Origin of the sequence: Actinokineospora auranticolor, assembly GCF_041897805.1 — a bacterium.
Classification (GTDB): Bacteria; Actinomycetota; Actinomycetes; order Mycobacteriales; family Pseudonocardiaceae; genus Actinokineospora; species Actinokineospora auranticolor.
Window position 1 is genome coordinate 4,156,485 of sequence record NZ_CP154825.1, and the last position, 22,119, is coordinate 4,178,603.

The following is a 22,119-nucleotide window of genomic DNA, read 5'->3' on the forward strand; positions in this document are numbered from 1 at the left end:
CGCGGCGCCTAGCGCCTGGGCCGGTTCGGCCAGGTGCCCTGACCGTGCACGGACAGCCAGCGCTGCCACTCGTAGCCCTTGAGCGCCGCGCTCGGCAGCCCGCGGACGCGCTTGACCTCGATGGCGGCGTCGAGCACGGCCAGGGCATCGGGGGTGTCCACCCGCTGGCCGAACAGCTCGACGACCAGGCACCCGGCGCCGTAGGTCGCGAACTCGCTGCCGTCCTCGGTGACCAGGGCGCGCAGGTCGGCGATGAACGCGTCGCGGTCGTGCGCCTCGCCGTCGTGGAACGGTGCGACGCAACGGGTCTGGACGTCGACCGCGTCCAGACCGGAGCCCGGGGAGTCGAACTCGTACCGCCCCAGGTACTCCAGCCGCCGGACCATGTCCGGCGGGAACCGCGGTTTGTGCTTGCGCCCTAACCACCCCATGCCGGGGAACTCCTCTCGTCGGGCGATTGTCCCGGGGGTGGGATCGCCCTGGGTGAGATGAGCATTACCGGAGGTCGTTAATCCGCCGGCTCGGTCCACCTCGGATCGGCCGGATGGCCGAACGGGACAGCGAGACCATGACTGTCCATTGTGTACTCAAAACGGCGGAGGTGAACCGGGTTCGCCTCCGTGGCGGTCAACGCGGTTCCGCCTCGCTTTCGGACCACCACGCCGCCCAGCGGGTGTCGAGCGCGTCGAACGCGGCACCGTCGAGGTCGTACGTGCTCAGCACGGCGGTCGGATCGGCTCCGATGCCCTCGACGACGAGCAGCCCCTCACCCCAGGAGTCGACGGTGAGACCGAGTTGGCGTTCGGTGCGGAACCACACCTCGCCCTCGACCCGTTCGCCCGCCAGGGTCGCGCGGTAGCGGCTGCCGGGCGGGCCGGTGAGCGAGTCCAAGCCGAGTCGTTCGACGGCGGAGGCGTTGTCGTTGCGGAACACGGTTCGGCGCCGGGCGGTGGGACGGCGTTCGAGGGTGAAGCGCAGTTGGTGCAGGAAGGTCGTCCAGCCCTCGGTGATCTGGTCGTAGTAGGCGTCCCAGTTCGGGTCGCCGCTCAGCGGGGCGCGGGTGAGGGTGACGCGCGCCCCGCCTTCCGTCTCGTGCACCTGGAAGCGGTCGCCGCCGTGGGCGACGAGGGTGCGGGTCTCGGCGTCCTCGGTGACGCCGGTGAAGTAGATCGCGTCGATCTCGGCGTCGAGGTCGGCGGTGTCCCAGCCGTGCCACTGGCCGATGACGTCCTTGTCCCGCAGTGCCCGCCAGGTGGCGTCGGCGGTGGCGGCCACCGTGACCACGATCCGGGGCGTCTCGCTCATCGGTCGTCCTCTTGTCGTCGGGGTGTGGTCGCGGGGTGGCCGCCCACGATGACGCGGTACTCCCGGCCGTCGCGGCCCTCGTAGCGGGACGCGATCTCGCGCAGCGCGGCGGTGAGTTCGTCGGTGAAGCCGTGCACGTCGGCCGGGGCGGCGAAGCGGACCTCGGCCTCGATGGTGAAGGTCAGCAGGTGCTTGCCCCGCTCGTCGGCGCGAACCCGCAGGCCCGCCACCTCCCGCACGGTCGCGGCGGCCACCTCGACCAGGTGCTCGGCGGCGTACTGGTCCTGGACCAGGCAGGCGGGCGGGTCGTCGTCGCGCAGCACCGTCGGGTCGACCACCAGCGCGCCGGGCCGGGCGCGCAGGATCCGCTCCACGCACCCCCGCCGCTTGCGCTCCTCGACCAGTTCGACCAGCCCGGCGGACTCCAGGGCCCGCAGGTGGTAGTTCACCCGCTGCCTCGGCAAGCCGAGCGCGGCGGCCAACTGGCTGGCCGAGGCCGGTTCGCGCAGCTTGACCAGCAGTTGCCTGCGCAACGGGGGCAGCGCGACGGCCACCCGGTCGACCTCGTCGAGGTAGTTGATCCCGCCCGTCACGCGCCCATGTTCCATTTGACAGTTCGATTTGTCAAATGACGTCGTCGAGTACCCGGTTCGCGTGAAGGGGACCCGTGTGGGGGATATGCACTGGCGGACTAGGACCGGTCTGACCCGCCCGTGGGGGACCGCTGAAAGGGTGGCAAGCGGCGCTGCGGCGACGGAGTGTAGAGCGGATGGGGTGTCCTTGTCCCGCGTGGACGGTTGCGGGTGGGGAGTGCCTTGGCAGCTGTGTCGGTGCCGAGCCCGCCCGGTGGCCCGCGGCGGGGTCAGGATGAGTCATCGCCACCAACCGCACCGACCTGAAGGAGTCCGCGATGACCGAGAACGAGATGATCGCCCTGCAGGACGTGGCCGACGGCGCGGTGCTGTTCCACAACGGTCTGTGGGGCGGCCCGATGGGCTTCCGCTGGGCCGACTACAGCGGTGCCGCCGCGGGCGAGCTGGCGGGCTGGGAGGCCGACGCCGTGCTGTCGCTGGTGCGCCGCGGCCTGGTCGTCATCGAGTCGCTCTCGGTCGCCGGGCGCGACGCCCGCGTCGTGGTGACCGCCGCGGGCGCCATGCTGGTCGACCGCTCCCTGCTCACCCTCGCCGCCGCCTGAGCCACCGGGGGTAACGCCACCGCCGCGGTCCGCGATCTTCCCGGGCACGGGAGGAGTCCACGGGCGAACGGGGCGGTAGGCGCTGGTCGAGGTCCACAACCAGGCCGGTGACCTGACCAACAGCACCCAGGTCGGCGTCCTCAACGGCGACCTCGTCATCGGATCCCGCCCGCACCACTGGGACTACCGCACCCTGCGCGACCTGGCGCCCGCGGACTTCACCGGGCGCGACGACGAAACCGCGTCCCGCGCACTGCCGGGACACCCGGGGCAGGCGCCTGGTCCTGGTGGTGGACGGCCTGGACGAGGAGTCCGGCACCGGCCGGACCGGCATCGCCCACCTGCTCCCCGCGCGGCCCCGCGACGGCCTGCGGATCATCGTGTCCTCCCGCCCGCACCGCCCCCGCCCCGAGGCGATCAGCCGGGACCTCACCCACCCGCTGTGCGACCCCCGGGTCGTGCGCGAGCTGACCAGGTCGCCGGACGCGGCCCAGCGCGAGAGCGAGGTGGCCGACGTGATCAACGGCCACGCCGACCTGCGCGCCTGGGCCGAGGACTGGCGGTCGCGGGACTGGCCCGAGGACACCCCCGAATACCTGCTCGGCCGCTACTTCGCCCTGCTCGAATCCCTCGGCGACGTCGACGGAGTGCTGCACCACGCCACCAGCACCGCCCGGCACGACCGCATGTACGAGCTGACCGGTAGCGACACGGCCGCCCTGGCCGAGGTCGCCACCGCGCAGCGGATCCTCCTCGAACAGCCCGACCCGTCCGTCGAGACGCTGTTCTCCCTGGCCGTGCACCGGCTCGACCTGGCGGGCCGGAGCGCGGACGTGCCGCCCGGGTTGGTCGCGGTGTGGGCGCGCCTCGGCTACGCCGCGCGGGCGCGCGGGCCGGCCACCGGGCTGTCCGACCCCCGCGCGCGGATCACCGCGCTCGCCGCCGCCCTGCGGCACACCGCCGCCGACGCGGACGCCCAGCGACTGCGCGCGGACGCCGAGGCGGCCGTACCCGACATCGCCGACCCGCGCGCCCGGATGCACGCCGAGTGCGAGCTGGGCCGCGCCCTGGCGGCCCGGGGTGACTTCGACGGGGCCGAGGAGGTGGCCGCCGCGCTGCACCCGGACCGGCGGACCGACGTGCTCGTCGAGGTGATCCGGGCCGCGTGGGCCAGGGGCGACCGGGACCGGGCCCGCGCCGCGTCCACCGCGGTGACCCAGCCGAAGCGGCACCACCGGCGGGCCGCGCGGCCGAGGCCCGGGCGCTGGTCGGCGCCGCGGCGGAGTTGCTGGGCGAGCCGATGAAGCGGACCCGGCACGTGGAGTCGGTGCGCAACGTGGTCCGCGGCTGGATCCGCTGCGGTGAACCGGACCGGGCCGTCCTGCTGCTGGCCACCGCGCCCCGCGTCGAGGACCTGGCCGACGCGGCGGGGTGGTTGGCGGCCGCCGGGTACGCCGCGCAGGCGGTCGCCATGATCCACCGAGCGGCCGCCCGCGACCACCCGCGCCCGGTGGAGCTGGTCCGCGCCGCGGTACTCGCGGGTGATCACGCGCTGGCGGCGGGAATCGCGGCGCGCGGGGAGATCGACGTGCCGGTGGAGTTCGAGCTGGCGCGCGGGGAAGAGCGGGTCGCCGTCGCCGCGCGGTCGCCGGACCCGGCCTGGCAGGAGGCCGCGCTGGCCGATCTCGCGCGGGAGTCGGCCGACGCGGGCGACCACACCGGCGCGCTGCGGATCGCCCGGGCGTCGAGCCTGCCCGCCGGACGGGCCCGGTTGCTCACCGGTCTGGCGGACTCGGCGACGGACCCGGTCGTCGCCGTCCGGTTCGCCCGCGCGGGCCGCCCTGGCCAACGACAGCGAACCGGAGCGGGCCGAGGCCACCGCCCACGACATCGACTACCCGTACTACCGCGTGCGCGCCCTCGCCGCCCTGCTGCACGGTCTCGGCGACGACCAGGTGCGCGGCAGGCGGATCCTCGCGCTGGCTCGCGTGGCGCTGCCGGAGGTCGACCTCGACTGGCGTAGCCAGGCGCACGCGTTCGTCGTCGAGGCCGCCGTGCGCGCCCTGGGCAGGCAGGCCGCCGGTCCGGTGGTGAAGCAGGCCCAGGTCTTCATCGCCGACGTGGTCGACCACGCGGACCCGGACAAGCAGGCCCAACTCCTCGACACCCTGGCCCTCGCCGTGGCCCGCACCGGGTGGTATCAGCGCGCCACCGCGCCGGCCAAGGCGATCGAGGACCCCCACCACCGGATCCGCGCCCTCTGCCGCGTGGCCATCACCGCCGCCGACCACGGCGACCACACCACGGCAGCCACCATCACCGCCGCCGCCGAGACCGCCGCGACACCGCTGCGCCCCCAGGACCTCCGGGTCCGCTGCCTGCGCCACGTCGTCGACGCCTGCACCGCCTGCCACGACCGCCGGGGTCGGTCCGCGCGCCACCGGGCCGAGCGCGCGGCGCTCTCGATCAAGGACGGTTTGCACCGCCGCGCGGTCACGGCCATCCTCACGACCTCCGCCGCGCTCACCGTCCCCACGAGCCCCTTCGCCACGAGGTCCGGGGACCCGGCCGCGACCGAGCCCCCGTCCCGCGACACCGTGATCGCGCGACTCACCACCGGCGACTGGGTCTCGGCCCTGGTCCCACTCGCCCGCGTCGACCCCGACGCGTTCCGCGCGATCGCCGCGCGGCTGACGACCTGACCGGCCTTTGGGGCTCCCGCGCGATTCATGGAGTGCGTAACCACTCCTCGCTGCCGTGCGCCCATACCAGGTCCTCGTTGGGTAGTTCGGCGCGCAATTCGCTCGCGCGACGCCGGTTGTGCTCGGTGGTCGTTCCGACGTCCCATGCCTCGGCCCGGGTCGGCACCGCCCACAGTGGACGAACGCGGGCGCCGCGCCTGGCCTTGGCGTGGGTGGACCCGGAACCGACGTGGAGCGCGGTGGCGCCGCGCTGGTACGCGTCCCGGATGGGTTCGTAGAAGAGGAGTTGGAAGTATTCTCCGACGTGCGGCGCGTTGGCGTAATCGAATCCCGCCACGCGCATGTAGTCGGTGGTGCCTTCGGCGTAGGCCAGGGAGAACCCGATGACCTGCCGCCGTTCGTCGCGGCAGAGGTAGACCTGCCCGGTGTCGGCGGCGGCCCCGTTGAGTTTGTCCAGCCACTCGGCCATGTCCTCGGGCGTGGCCTCCTTGTCGTACTTGCGCATGGTTTGGGCGAGGAGCCAACCGCACCGCTCGTGGCAGGTGGAGAGGCGGGTTCGCTCGACCGTGAGGCCCGACCTCGTGATGCCGCGCAGATCCCGGCGGACCGCCTCGCGCCGCGACCGGGAGAGGCCGCCGAGGTAGTCGTCGAAACCGGCACCGGGGAGGTCGACGACGCATTCGCCCCAGGCGTGCAGGCGGGGGACGACACCCGCGCGCTCGGCGATCGTGGCGGCGTGTTCGCTCGTCGTGTAGAGCCACCAGCCGAGACCGGCGCTGTGCTCCTCGGTGATCCGGTCGACGGCGTCGAGCAAGAGGGGCAGCGGGGCCGCCGCGCCGCCCAAGGGGGCGCTGAGGTAGCCGTTGGTGCCGCCGATCAGGGTCACGGGTGTGGCGTCGGGGCGGGTGATGTCGGGGAACAGGCGGTGGGGGTGGTAGTCGGCGCGGCTGGGGCGGTCGAGCGCGAAGACCGCGACGGCGGCGACAAGTCGGTCGCCGGAGCGAACGCACACGTGGTACGCATGCGCGTTCGGCTCCAGCGCCCGCTGGAACGCCAGCCAGCGGGTGCCCGCGTAGAACGACTCCCGCCCGGCCAAAGCATCCCACTCGGCGTGATCCGGCCGGTCCACCACCTCGACGCGCAAGTCCTCCGGCATGCGGATCCACACCCCTCCAAGCGATGCGTCCTCGGCGGCGCCCAGCGTAGTACCGGGGACAGGCTTCCCCGTGCGAACTCTCGAGCGACCTCCCATTGCGCCGGTCGCATTACCGACCGACCGACTCCGAGTGACCGTGCGTGAACAATTGGCGCAGACGGGCGGTTTCGTGATCGAACTCCCGGAACCCGTGCGACACTCGGAAGTGCCGTGCGGGAGGAGGTGGGCACTCGACTCCACACCCCGGACGCAGGCCGGAATGCAATTGCAGGAAAGCGCTTTCGCTTTCCCTGCCCGCGCGGACACCACCCTTGATCCGGTCTGGTGAGCGCCGAAATCAGGTGAAGGGACCACGACCGCATGAGCCTCCCGCTCGACGAACACCTCGGCGCGCTGTACCGGGCCTACGGTCCACCGAAGGCGATGGGAGACTCGGCACCCGCGCACGACCGGCCGCACTTCTTCCTGCACCGCAACTTCCTCGGCGAACAGGACCTCGCGATCCTGTTCAACACCAAGCGTTGCCGGTACCAGTGCAAGTTCTGCGCGCTGCCGTTCAAGTCCTCCCGCGACTGGGTGCCCGCCGAGCAGGTGCGCGCGCAGTTCCGCCACGTGCTGGACGAGGACCGGCACGCGCTGGGCGTGCTGGAGCGGATCACCATCGCCAACGAGGGCTCGGTCTTCGACGAGACCACCTTCCCGCCGGAGGCGTTGACCGACATCACCACCGCGGTGCGCAAGCTCCCGAGGGTGCGCAAGATCGTGCTGGAGACCAGGTTGGAGTTCGCGCGCGCCGACCGGCTCCGGCAGATCGCGCGCGACAGCGGCAAGACGCTCGACATCCTGACCGGCTTCGAGACCCTCGACGAGGACCTGCGCGAACGCGTGCTGGGCAAGCGCGAACCACTCGAGTCGTTCCTGCGCGGACTGGACGAGGTGGCCGAGGCGGGCTGCGAGCTGACCGCGTACGTGCTCTTCAAACCCGACCCGGAGATGACCGACGAGCAGGCCTGGACCGAGGCCGAGAAGGCGATCGACTACCTGCACGAGCACTGCGCGAGCAGGCGCGTCCCGCTGACCATCCGGATCAACCCCATGTACGTGGCCCACGGCACCCAGTGGGCGGCCCGCGCGCAACGCCTGCCGGACTACAAACCCCCGAGGCTCTCGGACATCGTCGCCATGGCCGAGCGCAAGCGCGAAGAGGGGATCGCGGTGTACCTCGGGCTGACCTCCGAGGGTCTGTCCGATGAGGACAAAACCTACCGGGCCAGGGAGGATTTCACCCGGGGCCTGCTCAAGCGCGCCATCGTCATGAACGGCGACGGTTCGGTGCGCCCCGGCCACCACCTGCTCCCGCTGATCGCCGAGCCCCGGACCGCCACCGATCTGACCATGGAACACAAGTGACACCGGCGGTCCGCGAAGCCTGGGCCCGAGGACGCGCGCTCCTCGACGACCTGCGCCCCACCGGGGACCTGGTGGCCGGATTGGCCGAACGGCTCGCCGACACCGAGGGCCTGCCCGGCCCCGAGGACGCGTTCGCCTGGCTGTCCTGCGTGTTGGGGCTGGTGTCGGCCAACGAGGGCAACTACGGCGTCGGCGCCGTGGTCCTGCGCGACGGCGAGATCGTCGCCGAGGGCCGCAACCGGTTGCTCCAACCGCGCCGGGACACCTCGGCGCACGCGGAATCCGACGCCCTGGACACCTTCGAGGCCCGCTTCCCCGACTCCGACCCCGGGTCCGGGTCCGGAGTCGGAGTCGGAGTCGGCACTACCCTGTACACCTCGCTCGAATGCTGTCCTATGTGTACGGTCCGCTTGCTCAACTCCGGTATCCGCGCCGTCCGCTACCTCGCGCCGGACGAGGACGGGGGCATGCTGTCCAGGATGGCGGGCCTGCCACCGTACTGGCGGCGCCTCGCCGCGGGGCGCACGCCCCGGCAGACCTTCGAACCCGCCGCCTGCCACCCGGTGCTCGGCGAGATCGCGGCCGACGTGTTCGCCACGACCGAGGCGTGGCTCAACGAACGCCTCGTCCGCTCATGACCGGACCGGTTCGCCGAGACAAGGACCCCGCGTGACGAACCCCACCACGAGCCCACCCGACAGCCAGTCCCCACCACCCCCGGACCAGGCGCCGTGCCTGGCGCGGTTCGACCCCGTGCGCACGGGCACGCACTGCGTCTACGCCCCGGCGTCGCGGCTGTGGGGCGCCCCGGACTACGACCGGGACCGGACGCCGGAGGAGAACCTCGCCGGTGCCGTGCCCCTGCTGTGCGACTTCATCGACCACACCTACGCGGACAACCTCGACGGCTTCGTCGTGGAACTGGCCGGGGAGCGCTTCGGCGCGAGCGTGCGGGCACTGGCCCAGACCACGCACGCCGTGCTGCGCTTCCTCAGCGACCACGATCCGGCCGACAGCCGGTGCCTCTACGGCGAGATCGAGCGGGTGTCGTGGTGCTTCGCTTTCGGCGGCGAGGAGTTCTTCGTCAACACCTTCGCGCCGTGCTACCCGTCCGCGCACTCCCGCTACGGGTTCGGCATCGACCGCACCTACCTGCTGATCCAGCCGCGGCCGTCGTTCACCCGGGTGCTGCGGCCGGGGGAGACCGTGCTGCCCCCGCCCGTCCGGGAGAAGGTCCGCCGCGACTACGCGGACAACGGCCGCGGCTACGACCCCCGAGCGAGCTACTGCCCGTACGAGGCCTGGCGCATCGTCCGCCCCCTCGACGTCGACGCGCCCGCCGTGCGGTGGTGGGAGACACCGGCGGTGTTCCCGTGAGCCCGACCTGGGCCGTGGCCGCCGAATCCGACCTCGCGGCACTGGCCGTCGACGCGCGGGTGACCGCCGAGGTGCGCCTTCGTCCGCACACCTCGGTCGTGCCCGTGGTGGAGTACCGGTCCGCGCGCGGTCGGTACGGGTTGCTGCTCGACCCGGTCGGCGCGCTGCCGTTCCTGCGGGCGAAGCCCCGGCAGTGGGTCATGGCGCAGAACCTCGCGGACTTCCCGCCCCGGGCGTTCACCGCGGTGTTCGACCTGTGCCCGTTGCGGGGCGACGCGGACATCGTGTTGTTCAGCTACGCCGTGCCCGGCGACGGCACCGTCCTCGCGCTGCGCGAACGGCTCGACGGCGGCCTCACGCTCGAGGTCGCGGGCGAGCGGGTGTCCTTCGGCAAGAGCCTCGACTACGCCCAGTGGCAGCGCCTCGCGGTGAGCTGGGACGCCACGACCGGGGAAACCCTGCTGTACCAGGACGACGGCATCGCCAGGGTGACCGCCGAGGCCGAGGGGCGGTCGCCTTCCCCACTTGCTGACCCGATCGCCCGGCAGGTCGTGGCGCGTGGCGCGCGGCTGCCCGGGGGCGGCGCGTTCGCGGTGGGTCAGTACCAGGGGCAGCCGGGCGACCCGGGGCTGTTCGACCTGGGTCGTGGGCTGCGCGGTTCGGTCGCCGAGGTCGACCTGTGGGCCGATGCCGCCGGCCCGACCCGGCGGCCGGAGTGGACCGGCACCCCGACTCCGGGCGCCGTGGCGCGGTGGCGGTTCACCGCCACGGGACTGCGGACCCAGGAGACCCCGGGCGCCGCCACGGCGTACCTGGGCGGGTTCGGGCCCGACGACCTCCGGGACGTCCGCGCCTACCGGGTGATCGTGACCTGGGGCGGCCGGGCCTGGGGCGCGCGCACCCTCCTGCCGGTCGGCGGCGCGCACCGGCTGGAGTGCGCCTCGGCACCGGAGTTGCTCGTCGACGGTCGGCCCGTGCCGCTGGACCCCGTCGACGCGGCGGACCTCGGGCGACCCGAGGTGCCGGGCTTCCGCATCGGACCGCTGCAGGACGTCGCCGAGGTGCGGCTGCACCACGACGGCCGGTTGCACCGGTCGTTCGCCTCGGCCCGGCGGCAGGGCGACCTGCTCCCCGACCTGACCGGCCACGGCCGCCACCTGCTCGTCCGGTCGTGACCGCCCCGCACCCAAGGAGCTGACCACCGTGCTGATCCTGTCGTTCAAGGAGGGCCACGACGGCGCCGTCGTGGCGGTCGAGGACGGGACCCTGCTGTTCTCCCTGGAGGCGGAGAAGGACAACTACCCCCGCTACGACCGGCTCACCGCGGACCTGCTGCTGCGCGCCGCCGACCGCCTGGACCGGCAACCCGACGCGGTCGCCGTCGGCGGCTGGGTCAAGGGCTGGCACTCCGTCGAACCGCCCGCCCACACCGGTTACTTCGGCGTCGGCCCCGGCTCGGTCACCGACCGGCCCGGCCGCTTCCTGGGCAAGCCGACCCGGGTCTTCTCCTCCACCCACGAGCGCTCGCACATCATGACCGCCTACGGACTCGGACCGGTGGCCGCCGGGCAGCCCTGCTACTGCCTGGTGTGGGAGGGCAACATCGGCTCCTTCTACCGCGTCGACGAGACCGGCGCGGTCACCCACCTCGAGCACGTGCTCACCGACCCGGGCAACAAGTACGCCTACCTGTTCGCCCTCGCCGACCCGAGGTTCCCCGACCTGCCCGGCCACTTCCGCTTCCAGGACGCGGGCAAGCAGATGGCGCTCACCGGGTTCGCCGAGCGGGGACCGGTGCTGCCGGAGGAGAAGGAACTCATCGAGTACCTGCTGGACCAGGACGGCATCCTGCTCGCCCTGCCCAAGTCCGAGCTGTCGTGGTCGCCGTTCCACAACGTCGGGGTCCTGTCGCAGGAGTACAAGAACCTGGCGGCGAAGTTCTCCGACGCCATCTTCGGCCGGTTCCACGACTACGCCGCCCGGCACCTCACCGAGGGCCTGCCGCTGCTGCTGTCCGGCGGGTGCGGGCTCAACTGCGAGTGGAACCGGCGCTGGGCGGACTGCGGGCTCTTCGCCGAGGTGTTCGTCCCGCCGTGCCCGAACGACAGCGGCTCGGCGCTCGGCACCGCGATCGACGCGCAACTGCACTACACCGGCTCCGCCCGGGTGGCGTGGGACGCCTACGCGGGGGAGGAGTTCGTGGAAGACGCCGCGTTCGACCCGGTGCGCTACGACGTCCGCCCGCTCGACCACGCCGAGGTGGCCCGGTTCCTGGAGGGGGGCAACGTGATCGGCTGGGCCAGGGGCCGCTACGAGATGGGTCCCCGCGCGCTGGGCGCGCGATCGATCCTGGCCGCGCCGTTCACCAGGGAGACCCACGCGCGGCTCAACACCATCAAGCAGCGCGAGCCCTACCGCCCGATCGCGCCGATCTGCCTGGCGGGCGACGCGGACCGCTGGTTCGCGGGCGGACTGCCCGATCCGTTCATGCTCTACTTCACCGACGTGCGCACCGACGCGCTGAAGGCCGTCACGCACGTGGACGGCACGGCCCGCGTCCAGACCGTCACACCGGAGCAGAACCCCGGGATCGCCCGCCTGCTCACCGAGTTCCGCGCCCTGACCGGCTACAGCGTGCTGTGCAACACCTCCCTCAACTTCTCCGGGCGGGGCTTCATCAACCGCACCAGCGACCTCATCACCTACGGCGAGCAGCACGGCCTCGACGGCTACGTGGTCAACGACCTGTTCGCCACCCGGAAGAGCTCGTGAGCGCGGTAGACCAGCGAACCGCCGCGCGGGTTCTTCAGGGAACCCGGGATCCCCTTTCGCTCGCGGTGGTCTGCGAACGAGGTGGCGTCACCTACCGTGTTACCCACACCGAGCTGCGCGCCCGCGTGCGGCGGTTGGCACACGCCCTCCTGGTCAACGGCGTGCGGCGGGGCGAACCCGTAGCCGTCCTCATGGAACGGTCCGAATGGACGGTCTCCAGTCTGCTCGGGGTGCTTGAGTCGGGTGCGGCCTACTTCCCGCTGAGCACCGAGTACCCGGCGGAACGGCTCGCGCTGCTGCTCGCCGACAGCGGCTGCCGCTTCGCGGTCGTCGACGACACCGGGCGGCGGGCGATCCCGAACGCGGTGACCACGCTGTCCCCGGTGTCCCTGTTGTCTCCGGACCATCCCGACGAGCCAGGGGCACAACGAGCACCGGGTACACCGGAACCTACCGGCCTGGCCGCGTTGCTGTACACCTCCGGGTCGACCGGCACGCCGAAAGGGGTGCTGCTCGAACACGGCGGCCTCGCCAACCTCGTCACCCACCTCCAGGACACGCTCTACGCGCCGCTCGGCGGCCGGACGGTCGAGGCCCTGTCGGCGCCGTTCGTGTTCGACGCGGCCCTCCAACAGGTGCTGTCGTGCGCGGCCAACGGCGGCACCCTCCTCGTCCTCGACGAACACGACCGGCGCGACCCGCACCGGTTCCTCGACCTCGTGGTCCGCCACCGGGTCGGGCTGGTCAACGTCGTCGCCCCGTTCCTGGCCGCGCTCGTCGACGCCGGGCTCGGCACGACCCGCACCGACCTGCGGCACATCGTCACCGGCGGGCAGGCCGTGCCCACCGCCGTGGTCCGGCGGCTGCTCGACCGGAGCGCGGGCGACGCGCTGACCGTGTGGAGCATGTACGGGCCGACCGAGGCCACAGTGGACGCCACCTGTCTGCGCGTCGACCGCGACACGCAGCTCACCGGACCGACGCTGGGACTCGGCACGGCGTTGCCCGGTGTGCGCGTGGACGTCCGCGACGACGGCCTGCGCGTGGTTCCGCCCGGCGTGGCCGGAGAGATCTGCGTCGGGGGCATGGGACTCGCTCGCGGCTACCTGCACCCGGCGCCCGGCTCCGGCTTCACCACCCTCGACGACGATCGGCTGTACCGGACCGGTGACCTGGGGCGGGTCACCCCCGACGGCGGGCTGGAGTTCCTCGGTCGCGTCGACGACCAGGTGAAGGTGCGCGGGTACCGGGTCGAGCCCGGCGAGATCGGCAACGTCCTGGCGGGCTGCCCGGGCGTCACCGAGGTCGCCGTCGTCGCGGTCCCCGACGGCACGGGCGACCTCGACCTCGTCGCCTGCTACGCCGCCGACGCGGACGCAGAAACCCTGCGCGGGCACGCCCGCGCCCACCTCCCGCCGTGGATGGTGCCGTCCCGGTTCCTCCGCCGCGCCACGCTGCCGCACAACGCCAACGGCAAGGTCGACCGAGCCGCGCTGGCCGCCGAGGCGGCCCGGAGCACCGCGGCGCCACCCAGTGCGGACGCGACCGATCTCGGCGTCTTGCTCGGCACCGCGCTGGGCCGCGCCGCCTTGGCGCCGGACGAGGACTTCTTCGCCGCCGGTGGACACAGCCTCAAGGCGTTGCGCCTGGTCAACGGCATCGCCGCGCGCTGGGGCGCGCGCGTTCCGCTGCGCACCGTCTACGACCACCCCACACCCCGGTCCCTCGCCCGAGCGCTGGCTGACCTCGGCGCGCGGGTCGACCACATCCCGCGCGCGGAACCCGCGGCCGACCACCCGCTGTCCCACGCGCAGCAGCGGATGTGGATCCTGCACCAGCTCGGCGGTTCCCTGGCCTACAACGTCCCGGTGGTCATGGACCAGGGGCCGCTCGACCGCGCCGCCCTGGAGACCGCGCTGGCCGTCGTCACGGCCCGCCACGACAGCCTCCGCACCGGGTTCACCGTCCGCGACGGCGAACCCCGCCAGATCGTCCACGAGCGGGTGCGCGTCCCCTTGCGCGTCGTCGACGTGTCCACGGAGGACGACCCGGTCGCGGCGGCCGAGCGACTCGTCCGCGCCGAGGCCGCCAGACCGTTCGACCTCACCGAGGCACCACTGGCCCGGGTCGTGCTCGTCGAACTGTCGTCGTCGCGGTGCAGGTTGGTCATCACGCTGCACCACGTCATCTGCGACGGCTGGTCGATCGTCGTGCTCTCCCGCGACCTCAACGCCGCCTACCGCGCCGCCCGCCGGGGAGAGCGGCCCGCGTTGCCCGACCTGCCGATCGGCTACCGGGACTTCGCGGTGTGGGACCGCGCGCGGGACCTGTCCGCGCGGGCACCGGCGTGGCGGGAACGACTCGCGGGCGTGCCCACCCACCTGCCCCTGCCCGCGGACGGCGACTCGGCGGCGGGCGCGGTGTTCTCCGGCGGTACCTGCGCGTGCACCTTCGACGCGGACCTGTCCGCGCGGGTGCGCGCCTTGGCCGCGCGGTCTGGCCGGACGCCCGCCACCGTGTTCCTCGCCCTGTACGGCTGGCTGCTGCACCGGCTGACGTCCCTGGAGGACATCTGCGTCGGCCTGGGCGGCGCCGCGCGCGTGCACCCCGACCTCGAGCACCTCGTCGGGTTCTTCGTCAACGTCCTGCCCGTCCGCCTGTTCCCGCGCCCGGACCTGGACTTCGACGAGTTCACCGACCAGGTCGCCGCCGCCCTCACCGCCGCGCTGGACCAGCAGGACTGCCCCATCGATGTGGTCGTCCGCGACCTCAACCCGGATCGCGGGTCGGGCACCCAGCCGCTGACCAACGTGATGTTCGCCTACCAGAACTTCGCCGACGTCCTCGGCGCCGAACCCGAGTCGGACGGGCTGTTCCTCGACCAGTCCCGGCTGGTCGAGGTCCCCGTGGACACCGCCAAGTTCGACCTCACGCTCTACGTCCACGACACCGCCGCCGAGTTCCGGGTCGCCTTCGAGTACGACGGCCGCCTGTTCCGGCACGGCACGGTCGAGCGCTACCTCGCCGCCCTGCGGCGGCTTGCCCGAGCCGTCACCAGGGAGGTCTCCGCGTGAAACTGTCCAACATCGCGCTGTGGGAGGACGACAGCGAACCCGGGGCCCGGCCGCCCACCGCCACCGAGTCCCCCGGGGAGCGGACCGCGGGCGCGCTGATCACCGAGCAGGCCGCCGCGACCCCGGACGCGGTGGCCGTGGTCGACGGCGCGGCCCGGCACACCTACGCCGACCTCATCGCCGACGCGGACCGGCTGGCCGGGTTCCTCGCCGAGCACGGCGTCGGGCCCGGCGCGCACGTCGGGGTCCTGCTGCGGCGGTCCTACCGGCTCGTGGTCGCGCTGGTCGCCGTGCTCAAGGCGGGCGGCTCGTACGTGCCGCTCAACCCGGACCTGCCCGACGCCCGGTTGCACTCGCTGGTCCGCGACACCCGTCCGCTGGTCATCGTGTCCGAGCGGGCGTTGACCGGCACCTGCAACGAGCTGTTCTGGAACAGCCCCGACACCGCGGCGAGCCTGTGCGTCGACTCCCCGGACGTGCTGCGCGAGCTGGAACCTGCGGGCACCCGGATGAGCCTGGAGCTGTGGAACTACGTCGCCGACCACGCCGACGACCCGGTCGCGGCCAACGGGTGGCGCAGCCCGTACACCGGCGCGCGGATCAGCGACGAGGCGCTGGACCGGTACGTGCGCGCGACCGCGGGCAAGATCGCCGACTACCTGTCCCCGGACGCGACCATGCTGGAGATCGGCTGCGGCACGGGCACCACGTTGAAGGGCCTCGCGCCGCTGGTGGGCCGGTACGTCGGCATCGACCCGTCGGCCGGGGTGCTGCGCTGGGCGCACCGGGCCCGCGCCGAACACGGGCTGGACAACGTCGCGCTGCACGAACTTGGGGCGCTCAACCTCAACGAGCTGCCCGCCGAGTCGGCGGGGCCGTTCGACGCGGTCGTGTTCAACAGCGTCGTGCAGAGCTTCGGCGGCGTGAACTACCTGCGCGCCGTGCTCGGGGAGGCGATCGGCCGGGTCGGCGCGCGGGGCGTGGTCTACCTCGGGCACGTGTGGGACGCCGCCCGCCGGGAGGGGTTCCTGGCGGAGGTGGCCGCCCGCCACCGGGCCGAGCACGGCGGTCGCCCGCTGTCCGCGGCCGACGCGCTGTTCCTCCCGACCGCCTTCTTCGAGGACCTGCCCCACCACTTCCCGGAGGTCACGCGGGTCGAGGCCGCCCCGATGGCCTTCCACGACGACCACCTCACCGGCTACGCCTACGACGTCCTGCTGCACATCGACCGCACGACACCCCGGGCACCCGCCCGCGTCCACAAGCGCCAGTACGACCGCCGCGCACTCGACACCCGGCCCGCCACGCCGGTGGCGGACCGGCACGACCCGGACGCCACGGCCTACGTGATCCAGACGTCGGGCTCGACCGGGACGCCCAAGAGCGTCGAGGTCGGCATGCGGGGGCTGGTCAACCTGCTCCGGTGGTACCGGGACGCGTGCGAGATGGGTCCGGATACGCGGGTGCTGCAGACCATCACCTGCGGGTTCGACGCCTCCGTCAAGAACTACCTGGCACCGCTGATCTCCGGCGCGAGCGTGGTCCTGGCCCCCGACAGCGCCTACGACCCGCGCGACCTCCTGGCGCTGCTGGAGGCGCAACGGGTGACGGTCCTGAACCCGGGTGTGCCGTCGGCGGTGTACCCGCTGATCGACGTCGCCGCCGCGGCGGGGTTCCGCCCCTTGCGGTCGCTGCGCCACCTCGCGCTCGGCGGTGAGACACCGGACCTCGCGCGGCTGCGGGACTGGGTGGCGTCGGGGGAGTGCCGGGCGACGCTGCTCAACATCTACGGACCCACCGAGGCCACCGACATCAGTTGCGCGGCCGTGATCGACCCGGCGCGGGTGGGCTCGTCCGGGCCGGTCCCGATCGGCCGCCCGATCCCGAACGCCCGCGCCCACGTCCTCGACAGCGAGCTGCGCGAGGTGCCCGTCGGGGTGGTCGGCGAACTGTGGCTGGCCGGGATCGGGCTGGCCAAGGGGTACCTCGGCGACCCGGCGCTGACCGAGGAGAAGTTCGGCACCCGCGCGCCCGCGCTGCCCGGGGAACGGCTCTACCGCACCGGCGACCTGGCCCGGCGGCTGCCCGGCGGCGACCTGGTCGTCAGCGGTCGCGCCGACACCCAGGTCAAACTGCTCGGCCACCGGGTCGAACTGGGTGAGGTCGAACAGTGCCTGCGGTCCCTGCCCGGCGTGCGGGACGCGGCGGGCGCGGTGCGGCCGGTACCGGGCACGGACGAGCTCCGGTTGTGCGGCTACGTGATCCCCGACCCCGGCGCGGCACCGGATCCGCTGAGCCTGCGGGCCGCGCTCGGCCGGTTCCTGCCCGCCGCCGCCGTGCCCGTCGACGTCGTGATCATGGCGGACTGGCCGAGGATGCCCAACGGCAAGCTCGACCGCAACGCCCTGCCCACACCCGAGCAGGTCCGCCGCGCGGCGGCTCGGCCACCGGCGACCGAGACCGAGCGGGTGCTGCTCGACCTGTGGCGCGAGGTGCTGGCCGACGAGAGCGCGTGCCTGGACGACAACTTCTTCGTGGTGGGCGGTCACAGCCTCGGCGCCGCGCTGCTGGCCATCCGCATCCGGGACGTCCTCCGCCGCGAAGTGTCTATCGTGGACGTGTACCGCGCGCAGACCGCCGCCGCGCTGGCGCGGCTGATCGACCGGCGCCCCGCCGCGCACAGCCCGCTGAAGCTGCTGGCCGAGGGTGACGGCGCCGCCACCGTGTACTGCTTCCCACCGATCGCGGGCTACGCGTGGGCCATGGCGGGCTTCGCCCAGCACCTGGGCTTCCGCGTGTACGGCTTCGACTTCCCCGGTGGCGAGGACCCGGCGGCCAGCGCGGCGGACCTCATGACCGCGACCCGCGCGTCGGGGCCCCGATTCCTCGTCGGCTACTCCGCCGGTGGCGTGCTCGCCACCGCCACGGCCGCCGCGCTGCGGGAACGCGGCGAGCGCGTGGACGGGATCGTGGTCCTCGACTCCGAACCGCCCGGCACCCCGGTCCCGATCGGCACCGGCGAGGTTGCGGCGATGGTCCGGGAGGTCCTCGACGACCCGCACCTGACCGCGCACGTCCACCAGACCGGCGCCGACCGGGTCACCGACACCGTCGCCCGCTACGCCCGCTGGCACGCCGCCGCGCGGCCCGCCGGTCGGGTGCCGTGCGACCTGCTGCTGCTGACCGCCGCGGACGGCGACCCGGGGTGGATCGCGGGCTGGCGGGACCTGGTGACCGGGGACTCCCGGGTTCAACCGGCGGTCGGCGGCCACACCGACCTGCTGTCGGGCACCAACGCGGTCGCCAACGCCGACCCGGTCCGCACCTGGCTGGCGCAGCGCAGCACCACCACCGGCCGGGTCCGGATGATCGGACCCGGAATCCCGCAGGTCACCCCCTGAGCCCGCGCGCCAGCCGAGATGCCGCCCACGACGCCCGGCCCGGCGGGACCCGCCCCGGCAGGCGAGTCGACCGTGCTGCCCGCGCTGACCGTGCTGATCGTGCAGCAGGGGGTGTGGCACATGGCGAAGGAGTCCATGCCGCTCGCCGCCGGGTACCTCGCGGCCGTGGTCCGCGCGCACCCCGAACTCGGGTCGCGCTGCGCCGTGCGGATCCTCAACTTCCCCGGTCACCTGTCCCCGCTGGAGATGGCCATCAAGGTGCTCCAGGCCGGGGTACCGGACGTGATCGGCTTCTCCGTGCTCGGGTGGAACGCCAACCAGTTCGCCGCCGTGGCCGCGACCGTCAAGCAGGTCAACCCGTCGGCGGTCGTCGTCTTCGGCGGCAACCACGTCGCCAAGCAGGCCGCGCGGGTGCTCACCCGGGACCCGGCGGTGGACATCGTGGTCAACGGCGAGGGCGAGGTCACGTTCGTCAACATCCTCAAGGCGGTCCTCGACGGTGGCCCGTACGCGCGGGTGCGCGGCATCTCCTTCCGGGGCCCGGATGGCTCGGTCGTCACGACGGCGGACGAGGCACGCGTCGACGACCTGGACCGGATCCCGTCGCCGATCCTCACCGGGGCCGTCCCGCTGCTCGACGAGCGCGGTGGGTTCCGCTACGACGTGGCCCTGATGGAGACCAACCGGGGATGCCCGTACCACTGCGCGTTCTGCTACTGGGGCGGTGCCGTCGGCCAGAAGGTCCGGTCGTTCTCCCGGGTCCGGCTGCGGGCCGAGTTGGAGGCACTGGCGCGGGCCGGTGCCGACACCGTCGTGCTGTGCGACGCCAACTTCGGGATGCTGCGGCAGGACGCCGAGTTCGTCGACGACCTCATCGAGATCCGGGACCGGTACGGCTGCCCGAGGGCGTTGGAGACGTCCTGGGCGAAGAACAAGTCGGCGGTGTTCCGCGGCATCGTCCGGCGGATGCGGGAGGCCGGCATGCGCAGCTCGTTCACCCTCGCGCTGCAGACCCTCGACGACACCGCGCTGGACCTGGTCAACCGCCGCAACATGAAGATCAACCAGTGGCGCGACCTGGCGGAGTGGCTCACCGCCGAGGGACTCGACTGCTACGCCGAGCTGATCTGGGGCATCCCCGGCGAGACCCCGGAGACCTTCCTGCGCGGCTACGACGAACTGGCCAAGCACGTGTCCCGGATCGCCGCCTACCCGCTGTTGCTGCTGCCCAACACCGACTTCTCCGACCGCCGCGCGGTCCACGGCTTCGTCACCGTGCGCGGTCGCCAGGACGACTTCGAGTACGTGCTGGCCGCGCGGGGCGTCTCGCTGGCGCAGAACCTGCGGATGCAGCGGTTCCTGTTCTGGGCCCGGCTGCTCGCCGAGAACCTGGTCCTGCGCGACACGTGGCCGGTGTTTGACGCGGTGCTGGGCTGGAGCCAGTCCGCGGTGATCCTCTCGCTGGCGGACTTCGTCGAGGCCGAGGCCGCGCACCACGCGGGTGCCCGGTTGCTGAGCGCGGCGGCGACGAGTTCCACCGCCGACCCGGACTCCCTCGCCCCCGCGCTCGCGTACTGCTTCTCCACCGAGGAGTTCGCCGACCTGGTCGACGGCTGGTGGCGCGCCGCCGTGGGCCCGGCCACGCCCCGCGAGTGGCGCGAGGCGCTGCGGGAGGTGCTCCGCTACGACCTGGACACCCGTCCCCTGCCCGATCCGGGTCCCCGGGCGCTGCCCGACGCCCGGCTCTCCTCGGTCGACGGCGAGGCCCACTGGACCGTCGCCCGCACCTACGCCTTCGACGTCCCTGCCCTGGCCAGGGCCGCCCGCGCGCGCCGCCACCTCGACCCGCCCGCCGCCGGTCCCCACCACGTCCACCTGCGCTTCAAGCACGGCTTCGCCGACCTCGTGCACTCGACCAACCACGAGGAGACCGCCCACTACATCGGCCGCGCCGAGCTCCCGACCTGCCCACCGCGCTCACCCGAACCCGATGACCGGTGCGGTCCGGTCGACCGCACCCGCACCGCCGCGCCGGGACCGGACGGGTGAGCGCGGTCGGTCAGGGGAGGAAGAGGGTGAGCAGCCCGTAGGTGGCCGCGGCGATCGCCGCCGACATCGGGATGGTGAGGATCCACGCGGACACGATGGTGCCCGCCACACCCCAACGGACCGCGGAGAGCCTGCGGGTGGCGCCGACGCCCATGATGGCGGAGCTGATGGTGTGCGTCGTGGACACCGGGGCGTGCAGGCCGATCGCCATCACGTACAGCACGCTGGACGCGGTGAGGTCGGCGGCGACCCCGCGCGCCGGGTCCAGCTTGATCACCCGGCGGCCGAGGGTGCGCATGATCCGCCAGCCACCGGAGTAGGTGCCGAGCGCGATGGCGCCCGCCGCGGCGAGCTTGACCCACAGCGGGACGTCGTGCCCGGTGTGCAGACCCGCGGTCACCAGGGCGAGCACGATGACGCCCATCGTCTTCTGCGCGTCCTGCAGGCCGTGCCCGAAGGCCAGCGCCGCGGCCGAGAGCGACTGTCCGGCCCGGAAACCCCGGTTGACCCGGCCTGGCGAGCCGCGGCGGAACAGCCAGGCGATGGCCACCATCACGCCGTAGGCGAGGCAGAAGCCGACCAGCGGCGACACGACCATCGGGACGAGCACCTTGCCGACGATGACCGACCAGTGCACGGTCACCGACGCCGCCATCCCCGCGCCGATGAGGCCGCCGATGAGCGCGTGCGACGACGAGGACGGCAGCCCCCGCCACCAGGTGATCAGGTTCCAGGCGATGGCGCCGACCAGGCCCGCGAGGACCACGGTCATGCCGCCGGAGTTCTCCGGCGGGCTGATGATGCCGCTGCCGATCGTGCTTGCCACGCCCTCGGACACCAGGGCGCCGAGCAGGTTCATCACCGCGGCCAGCAGCAGCGCCACCCTCGGGGTCAGCGCCCGGGTGGAGATCGACGTGGCGATGGCGTTCGCCGCGTCGTGGAAGCCGTTGGTGTAGTCGAAGGCCAGGGCGATCGCGACGACCGCGATCACGAGTGCGAACTCCACGTCAGGATTCCTTGACCGCGATCTGCTCGACGATGTTCGCGACCGTCTCGAACGAATCGATCGCCGCTTCCAGCTGCTCCACGACGTCACGCAGCCGCATGACCGTCAACGCGTCGTAGGCGCCGGAGAACAGGTGGGCCAGGCACCGGCGGTAGATCTTGTCGCCGTGGTTCTCCAGCCGGTTCACCTCGATCCAGTACTCGTCGAGGTCGCGCATGTCCCGCAGCCGCGGCATGGCCGCCGCGGTGAGGTCGGCGGCCTGCCGCAGCACCTCCACCTGGTCGGACACCTCCGGTGGCAGCTCCTCGATCCGGTACAGGGTGATGTAGTCGGCCGCGGCCTCCATGTCGTCCATCACGTCGTCGAGCCCGCCGGTCAGCCGGTAGATGTCCTCCCGGTCGAACGGCGTGATGAACGTCGAGTTCAGTCTCCGGATGATCTCGTGCGTCACCTCGTCGCACTGGTGCTCGACCTCCTTGAGCCGCTCGGCCGCCGCCGCGCGGTCGCTCCCGGCGTCGAGCATGCCGGTGAGCAGCCGGGCGCCGTCGACGAGGTGGCTCGCCGACTTGCCGAACAGCTCGTAGAAGGTCTTGTCCTTGGGCAGGGGGTTGAAACGCACGCCGCACCCTAAATCGTCCGAGGTCATGGTGGTGGGGTGGGGGTGCGCGCGCT

Annotated in this window: 18 protein-coding genes; 12 read left to right on the top strand and 6 right to left on the bottom strand. The window is 73.0% G+C overall.

Annotated features, from left to right (window positions below; genetic code table 11):
- Positions 1-8: 8 nt before the first annotated feature.
- The 3 genes from V5P93_RS18305 to V5P93_RS18315 form a co-directional block, all read right to left on the bottom strand.
- The gene (locus tag V5P93_RS18305; protein WP_104481305.1) at positions 9-431 is read right to left on the bottom strand and encodes a hypothetical protein; all 423 of its coding nucleotides are present in this window, start codon (positions 429-431) and stop codon (positions 9-11) included.
- Positions 432-627: 196 nt separating this feature from the next.
- On the bottom strand, positions 628-1,305 hold the full coding sequence (locus tag V5P93_RS18310) for a hypothetical protein (RefSeq protein ID WP_104481306.1): 678 nt from the start codon (positions 1,303-1,305) through the stop codon (positions 628-630).
- Positions 1,302-1,898: a helix-turn-helix domain-containing protein gene (locus V5P93_RS18315; RefSeq protein WP_104481307.1), complete on the bottom strand. Its 597-nt coding sequence runs from the start codon at positions 1,896-1,898 to the stop codon at positions 1,302-1,304. The genes V5P93_RS18310 and V5P93_RS18315 overlap by 4 nt, the downstream gene beginning before the upstream one ends.
- 317 nt (positions 1,899-2,215) lie before the next feature.
- Here V5P93_RS18315 and V5P93_RS18320 point away from each other — a divergent pair, with 317 nt between their 5' ends.
- The 4 genes from V5P93_RS18320 (at position 2,216) to V5P93_RS18335 (ending at position 5,202) form a co-directional block, all read left to right on the top strand.
- A complete protein-coding gene (locus tag V5P93_RS18320; RefSeq protein ID WP_104481308.1) occupies positions 2,216-2,500 on the top strand; it encodes a hypothetical protein in 285 nt (94 codons plus the stop codon).
- A 290-nt stretch (positions 2,501-2,790) separates the two neighbouring features.
- Positions 2,791-3,804: a hypothetical protein gene (locus V5P93_RS18325; RefSeq protein ID WP_146108216.1), complete on the top strand. Its 1,014-nt coding sequence runs from the start codon at positions 2,791-2,793 to the stop codon at positions 3,802-3,804.
- On the top strand, positions 3,801-4,523 hold the full coding sequence (locus V5P93_RS18330) for a hypothetical protein (protein WP_146108217.1): 723 nt from the start codon (positions 3,801-3,803) through the stop codon (positions 4,521-4,523). Before V5P93_RS18325 ends, V5P93_RS18330 begins: the two co-directional genes overlap by 4 nt.
- On the top strand, positions 4,411-5,202 hold the full coding sequence (locus V5P93_RS18335) for a hypothetical protein (protein ID WP_104481310.1): 792 nt from the start codon (positions 4,411-4,413) through the stop codon (positions 5,200-5,202). The genes V5P93_RS18330 and V5P93_RS18335 overlap by 113 nt, the downstream gene beginning before the upstream one ends.
- A gap of 25 nt (positions 5,203-5,227) precedes the next feature.
- Here the strand turns inward: V5P93_RS18335 and V5P93_RS18340 are convergent, their stop codons facing one another.
- Positions 5,228-6,358 carry a GNAT family N-acetyltransferase gene (locus V5P93_RS18340; protein ID WP_146108218.1) on the bottom strand — a complete coding sequence of 377 codons (1,131 nt, stop codon included), beginning with the start codon at positions 6,356-6,358 and terminating at the stop codon, positions 5,228-5,230.
- Positions 6,359-6,718: 360 nt separating this feature from the next.
- Here V5P93_RS18340 and V5P93_RS18345 point away from each other — a divergent pair, with 360 nt between their 5' ends.
- Genes V5P93_RS18345 through V5P93_RS18380 form a run of 8 tightly spaced genes read left to right on the top strand, consistent with a single transcriptional unit; the run spans position 6,719 to position 20,441 of the window.
- Entirely contained in the window at positions 6,719-7,768 is a 1,050-nt protein-coding gene (locus V5P93_RS18345) for a radical SAM protein (RefSeq protein WP_104481312.1), read from the top strand.
- Complete coding sequence (locus tag V5P93_RS18350; RefSeq protein WP_104481313.1) at positions 7,765-8,406, top strand: nucleoside deaminase; 642 nt, start codon at positions 7,765-7,767, stop codon at positions 8,404-8,406. The genes V5P93_RS18345 and V5P93_RS18350 overlap by 4 nt, the downstream gene beginning before the upstream one ends.
- Positions 8,407-8,437: 31 nt before the next feature.
- Positions 8,438-9,145: a YqcI/YcgG family protein gene (locus V5P93_RS18355; RefSeq protein ID WP_104481314.1), complete on the top strand. Its 708-nt coding sequence runs from the start codon at positions 8,438-8,440 to the stop codon at positions 9,143-9,145.
- The gene (locus V5P93_RS18360; protein WP_104481315.1) at positions 9,142-10,320 is read left to right on the top strand and encodes a hypothetical protein; all 1,179 of its coding nucleotides are present in this window, start codon (positions 9,142-9,144) and stop codon (positions 10,318-10,320) included. Before V5P93_RS18355 ends, V5P93_RS18360 begins: the two co-directional genes overlap by 4 nt.
- A 28-nt stretch (positions 10,321-10,348) precedes the next feature.
- Positions 10,349-11,917: a carbamoyltransferase C-terminal domain-containing protein gene (locus tag V5P93_RS18365; RefSeq protein WP_104481316.1), complete on the top strand. Its 1,569-nt coding sequence runs from the start codon at positions 10,349-10,351 to the stop codon at positions 11,915-11,917.
- The gene (locus tag V5P93_RS18370; RefSeq protein WP_104481317.1) at positions 11,914-14,991 is read left to right on the top strand and encodes a non-ribosomal peptide synthetase; all 3,078 of its coding nucleotides are present in this window, start codon (positions 11,914-11,916) and stop codon (positions 14,989-14,991) included. Before V5P93_RS18365 ends, V5P93_RS18370 begins: the two co-directional genes overlap by 4 nt.
- Positions 14,988-18,392, top strand: coding sequence for an AMP-binding protein (locus V5P93_RS18375; RefSeq protein ID WP_104481318.1), 3,405 nt, complete (start codon positions 14,988-14,990; stop codon positions 18,390-18,392). The genes V5P93_RS18370 and V5P93_RS18375 overlap by 4 nt, the downstream gene beginning before the upstream one ends.
- An 18-nt stretch (positions 18,393-18,410) precedes the next feature.
- Positions 18,411-20,441: a KedN5 family methylcobalamin-dependent radical SAM C-methyltransferase gene (locus V5P93_RS18380; protein ID WP_146108219.1), complete on the top strand. Its 2,031-nt coding sequence runs from the start codon at positions 18,411-18,413 to the stop codon at positions 20,439-20,441.
- A gap of 10 nt (positions 20,442-20,451) precedes the next feature.
- Here the strand turns inward: V5P93_RS18380 and V5P93_RS18385 are convergent, their stop codons facing one another.
- Both V5P93_RS18385 and V5P93_RS18390 read right to left on the bottom strand, forming a co-directional pair.
- Entirely contained in the window at positions 20,452-21,447 is a 996-nt protein-coding gene (locus V5P93_RS18385) for an inorganic phosphate transporter (protein WP_104481319.1), read from the bottom strand.
- Position 21,448: 1 nt separating this feature from the next.
- Entirely contained in the window at positions 21,449-22,066 is a 618-nt protein-coding gene (locus V5P93_RS18390) for a DUF47 domain-containing protein (protein ID WP_245931539.1), read from the bottom strand.
- Between the last annotated feature and the right edge of the window lie 53 nt (positions 22,067-22,119).

Coding starts and splice junctions, on each gene's coding strand:
- V5P93_RS18305 (WP_104481305.1), bottom strand. CDS start 431: ATGGGGTGGTTAGGGCGCAAGCACAAACCGCGGTTCCCGCCGGACATG.
- V5P93_RS18310 (WP_104481306.1), bottom strand. CDS start 1,305: ATGAGCGAGACGCCCCGGATCGTGGTCACGGTGGCCGCCACCGCCGAC.
- V5P93_RS18320 (WP_104481308.1), top strand. CDS start 2,216: ATGACCGAGAACGAGATGATCGCCCTGCAGGACGTGGCCGACGGCGCG.
- V5P93_RS18330 (WP_146108217.1), top strand. CDS start 3,801: ATGAAGCGGACCCGGCACGTGGAGTCGGTGCGCAACGTGGTCCGCGGC.
- V5P93_RS18340 (WP_146108218.1), bottom strand. CDS start 6,358: ATGCCGGAGGACTTGCGCGTCGAGGTGGTGGACCGGCCGGATCACGCC.
- V5P93_RS18345 (WP_104481312.1), top strand. CDS start 6,719: ATGAGCCTCCCGCTCGACGAACACCTCGGCGCGCTGTACCGGGCCTAC.
- V5P93_RS18380 (WP_146108219.1), top strand. CDS start 18,411: ATGCCGCCCACGACGCCCGGCCCGGCGGGACCCGCCCCGGCAGGCGAG.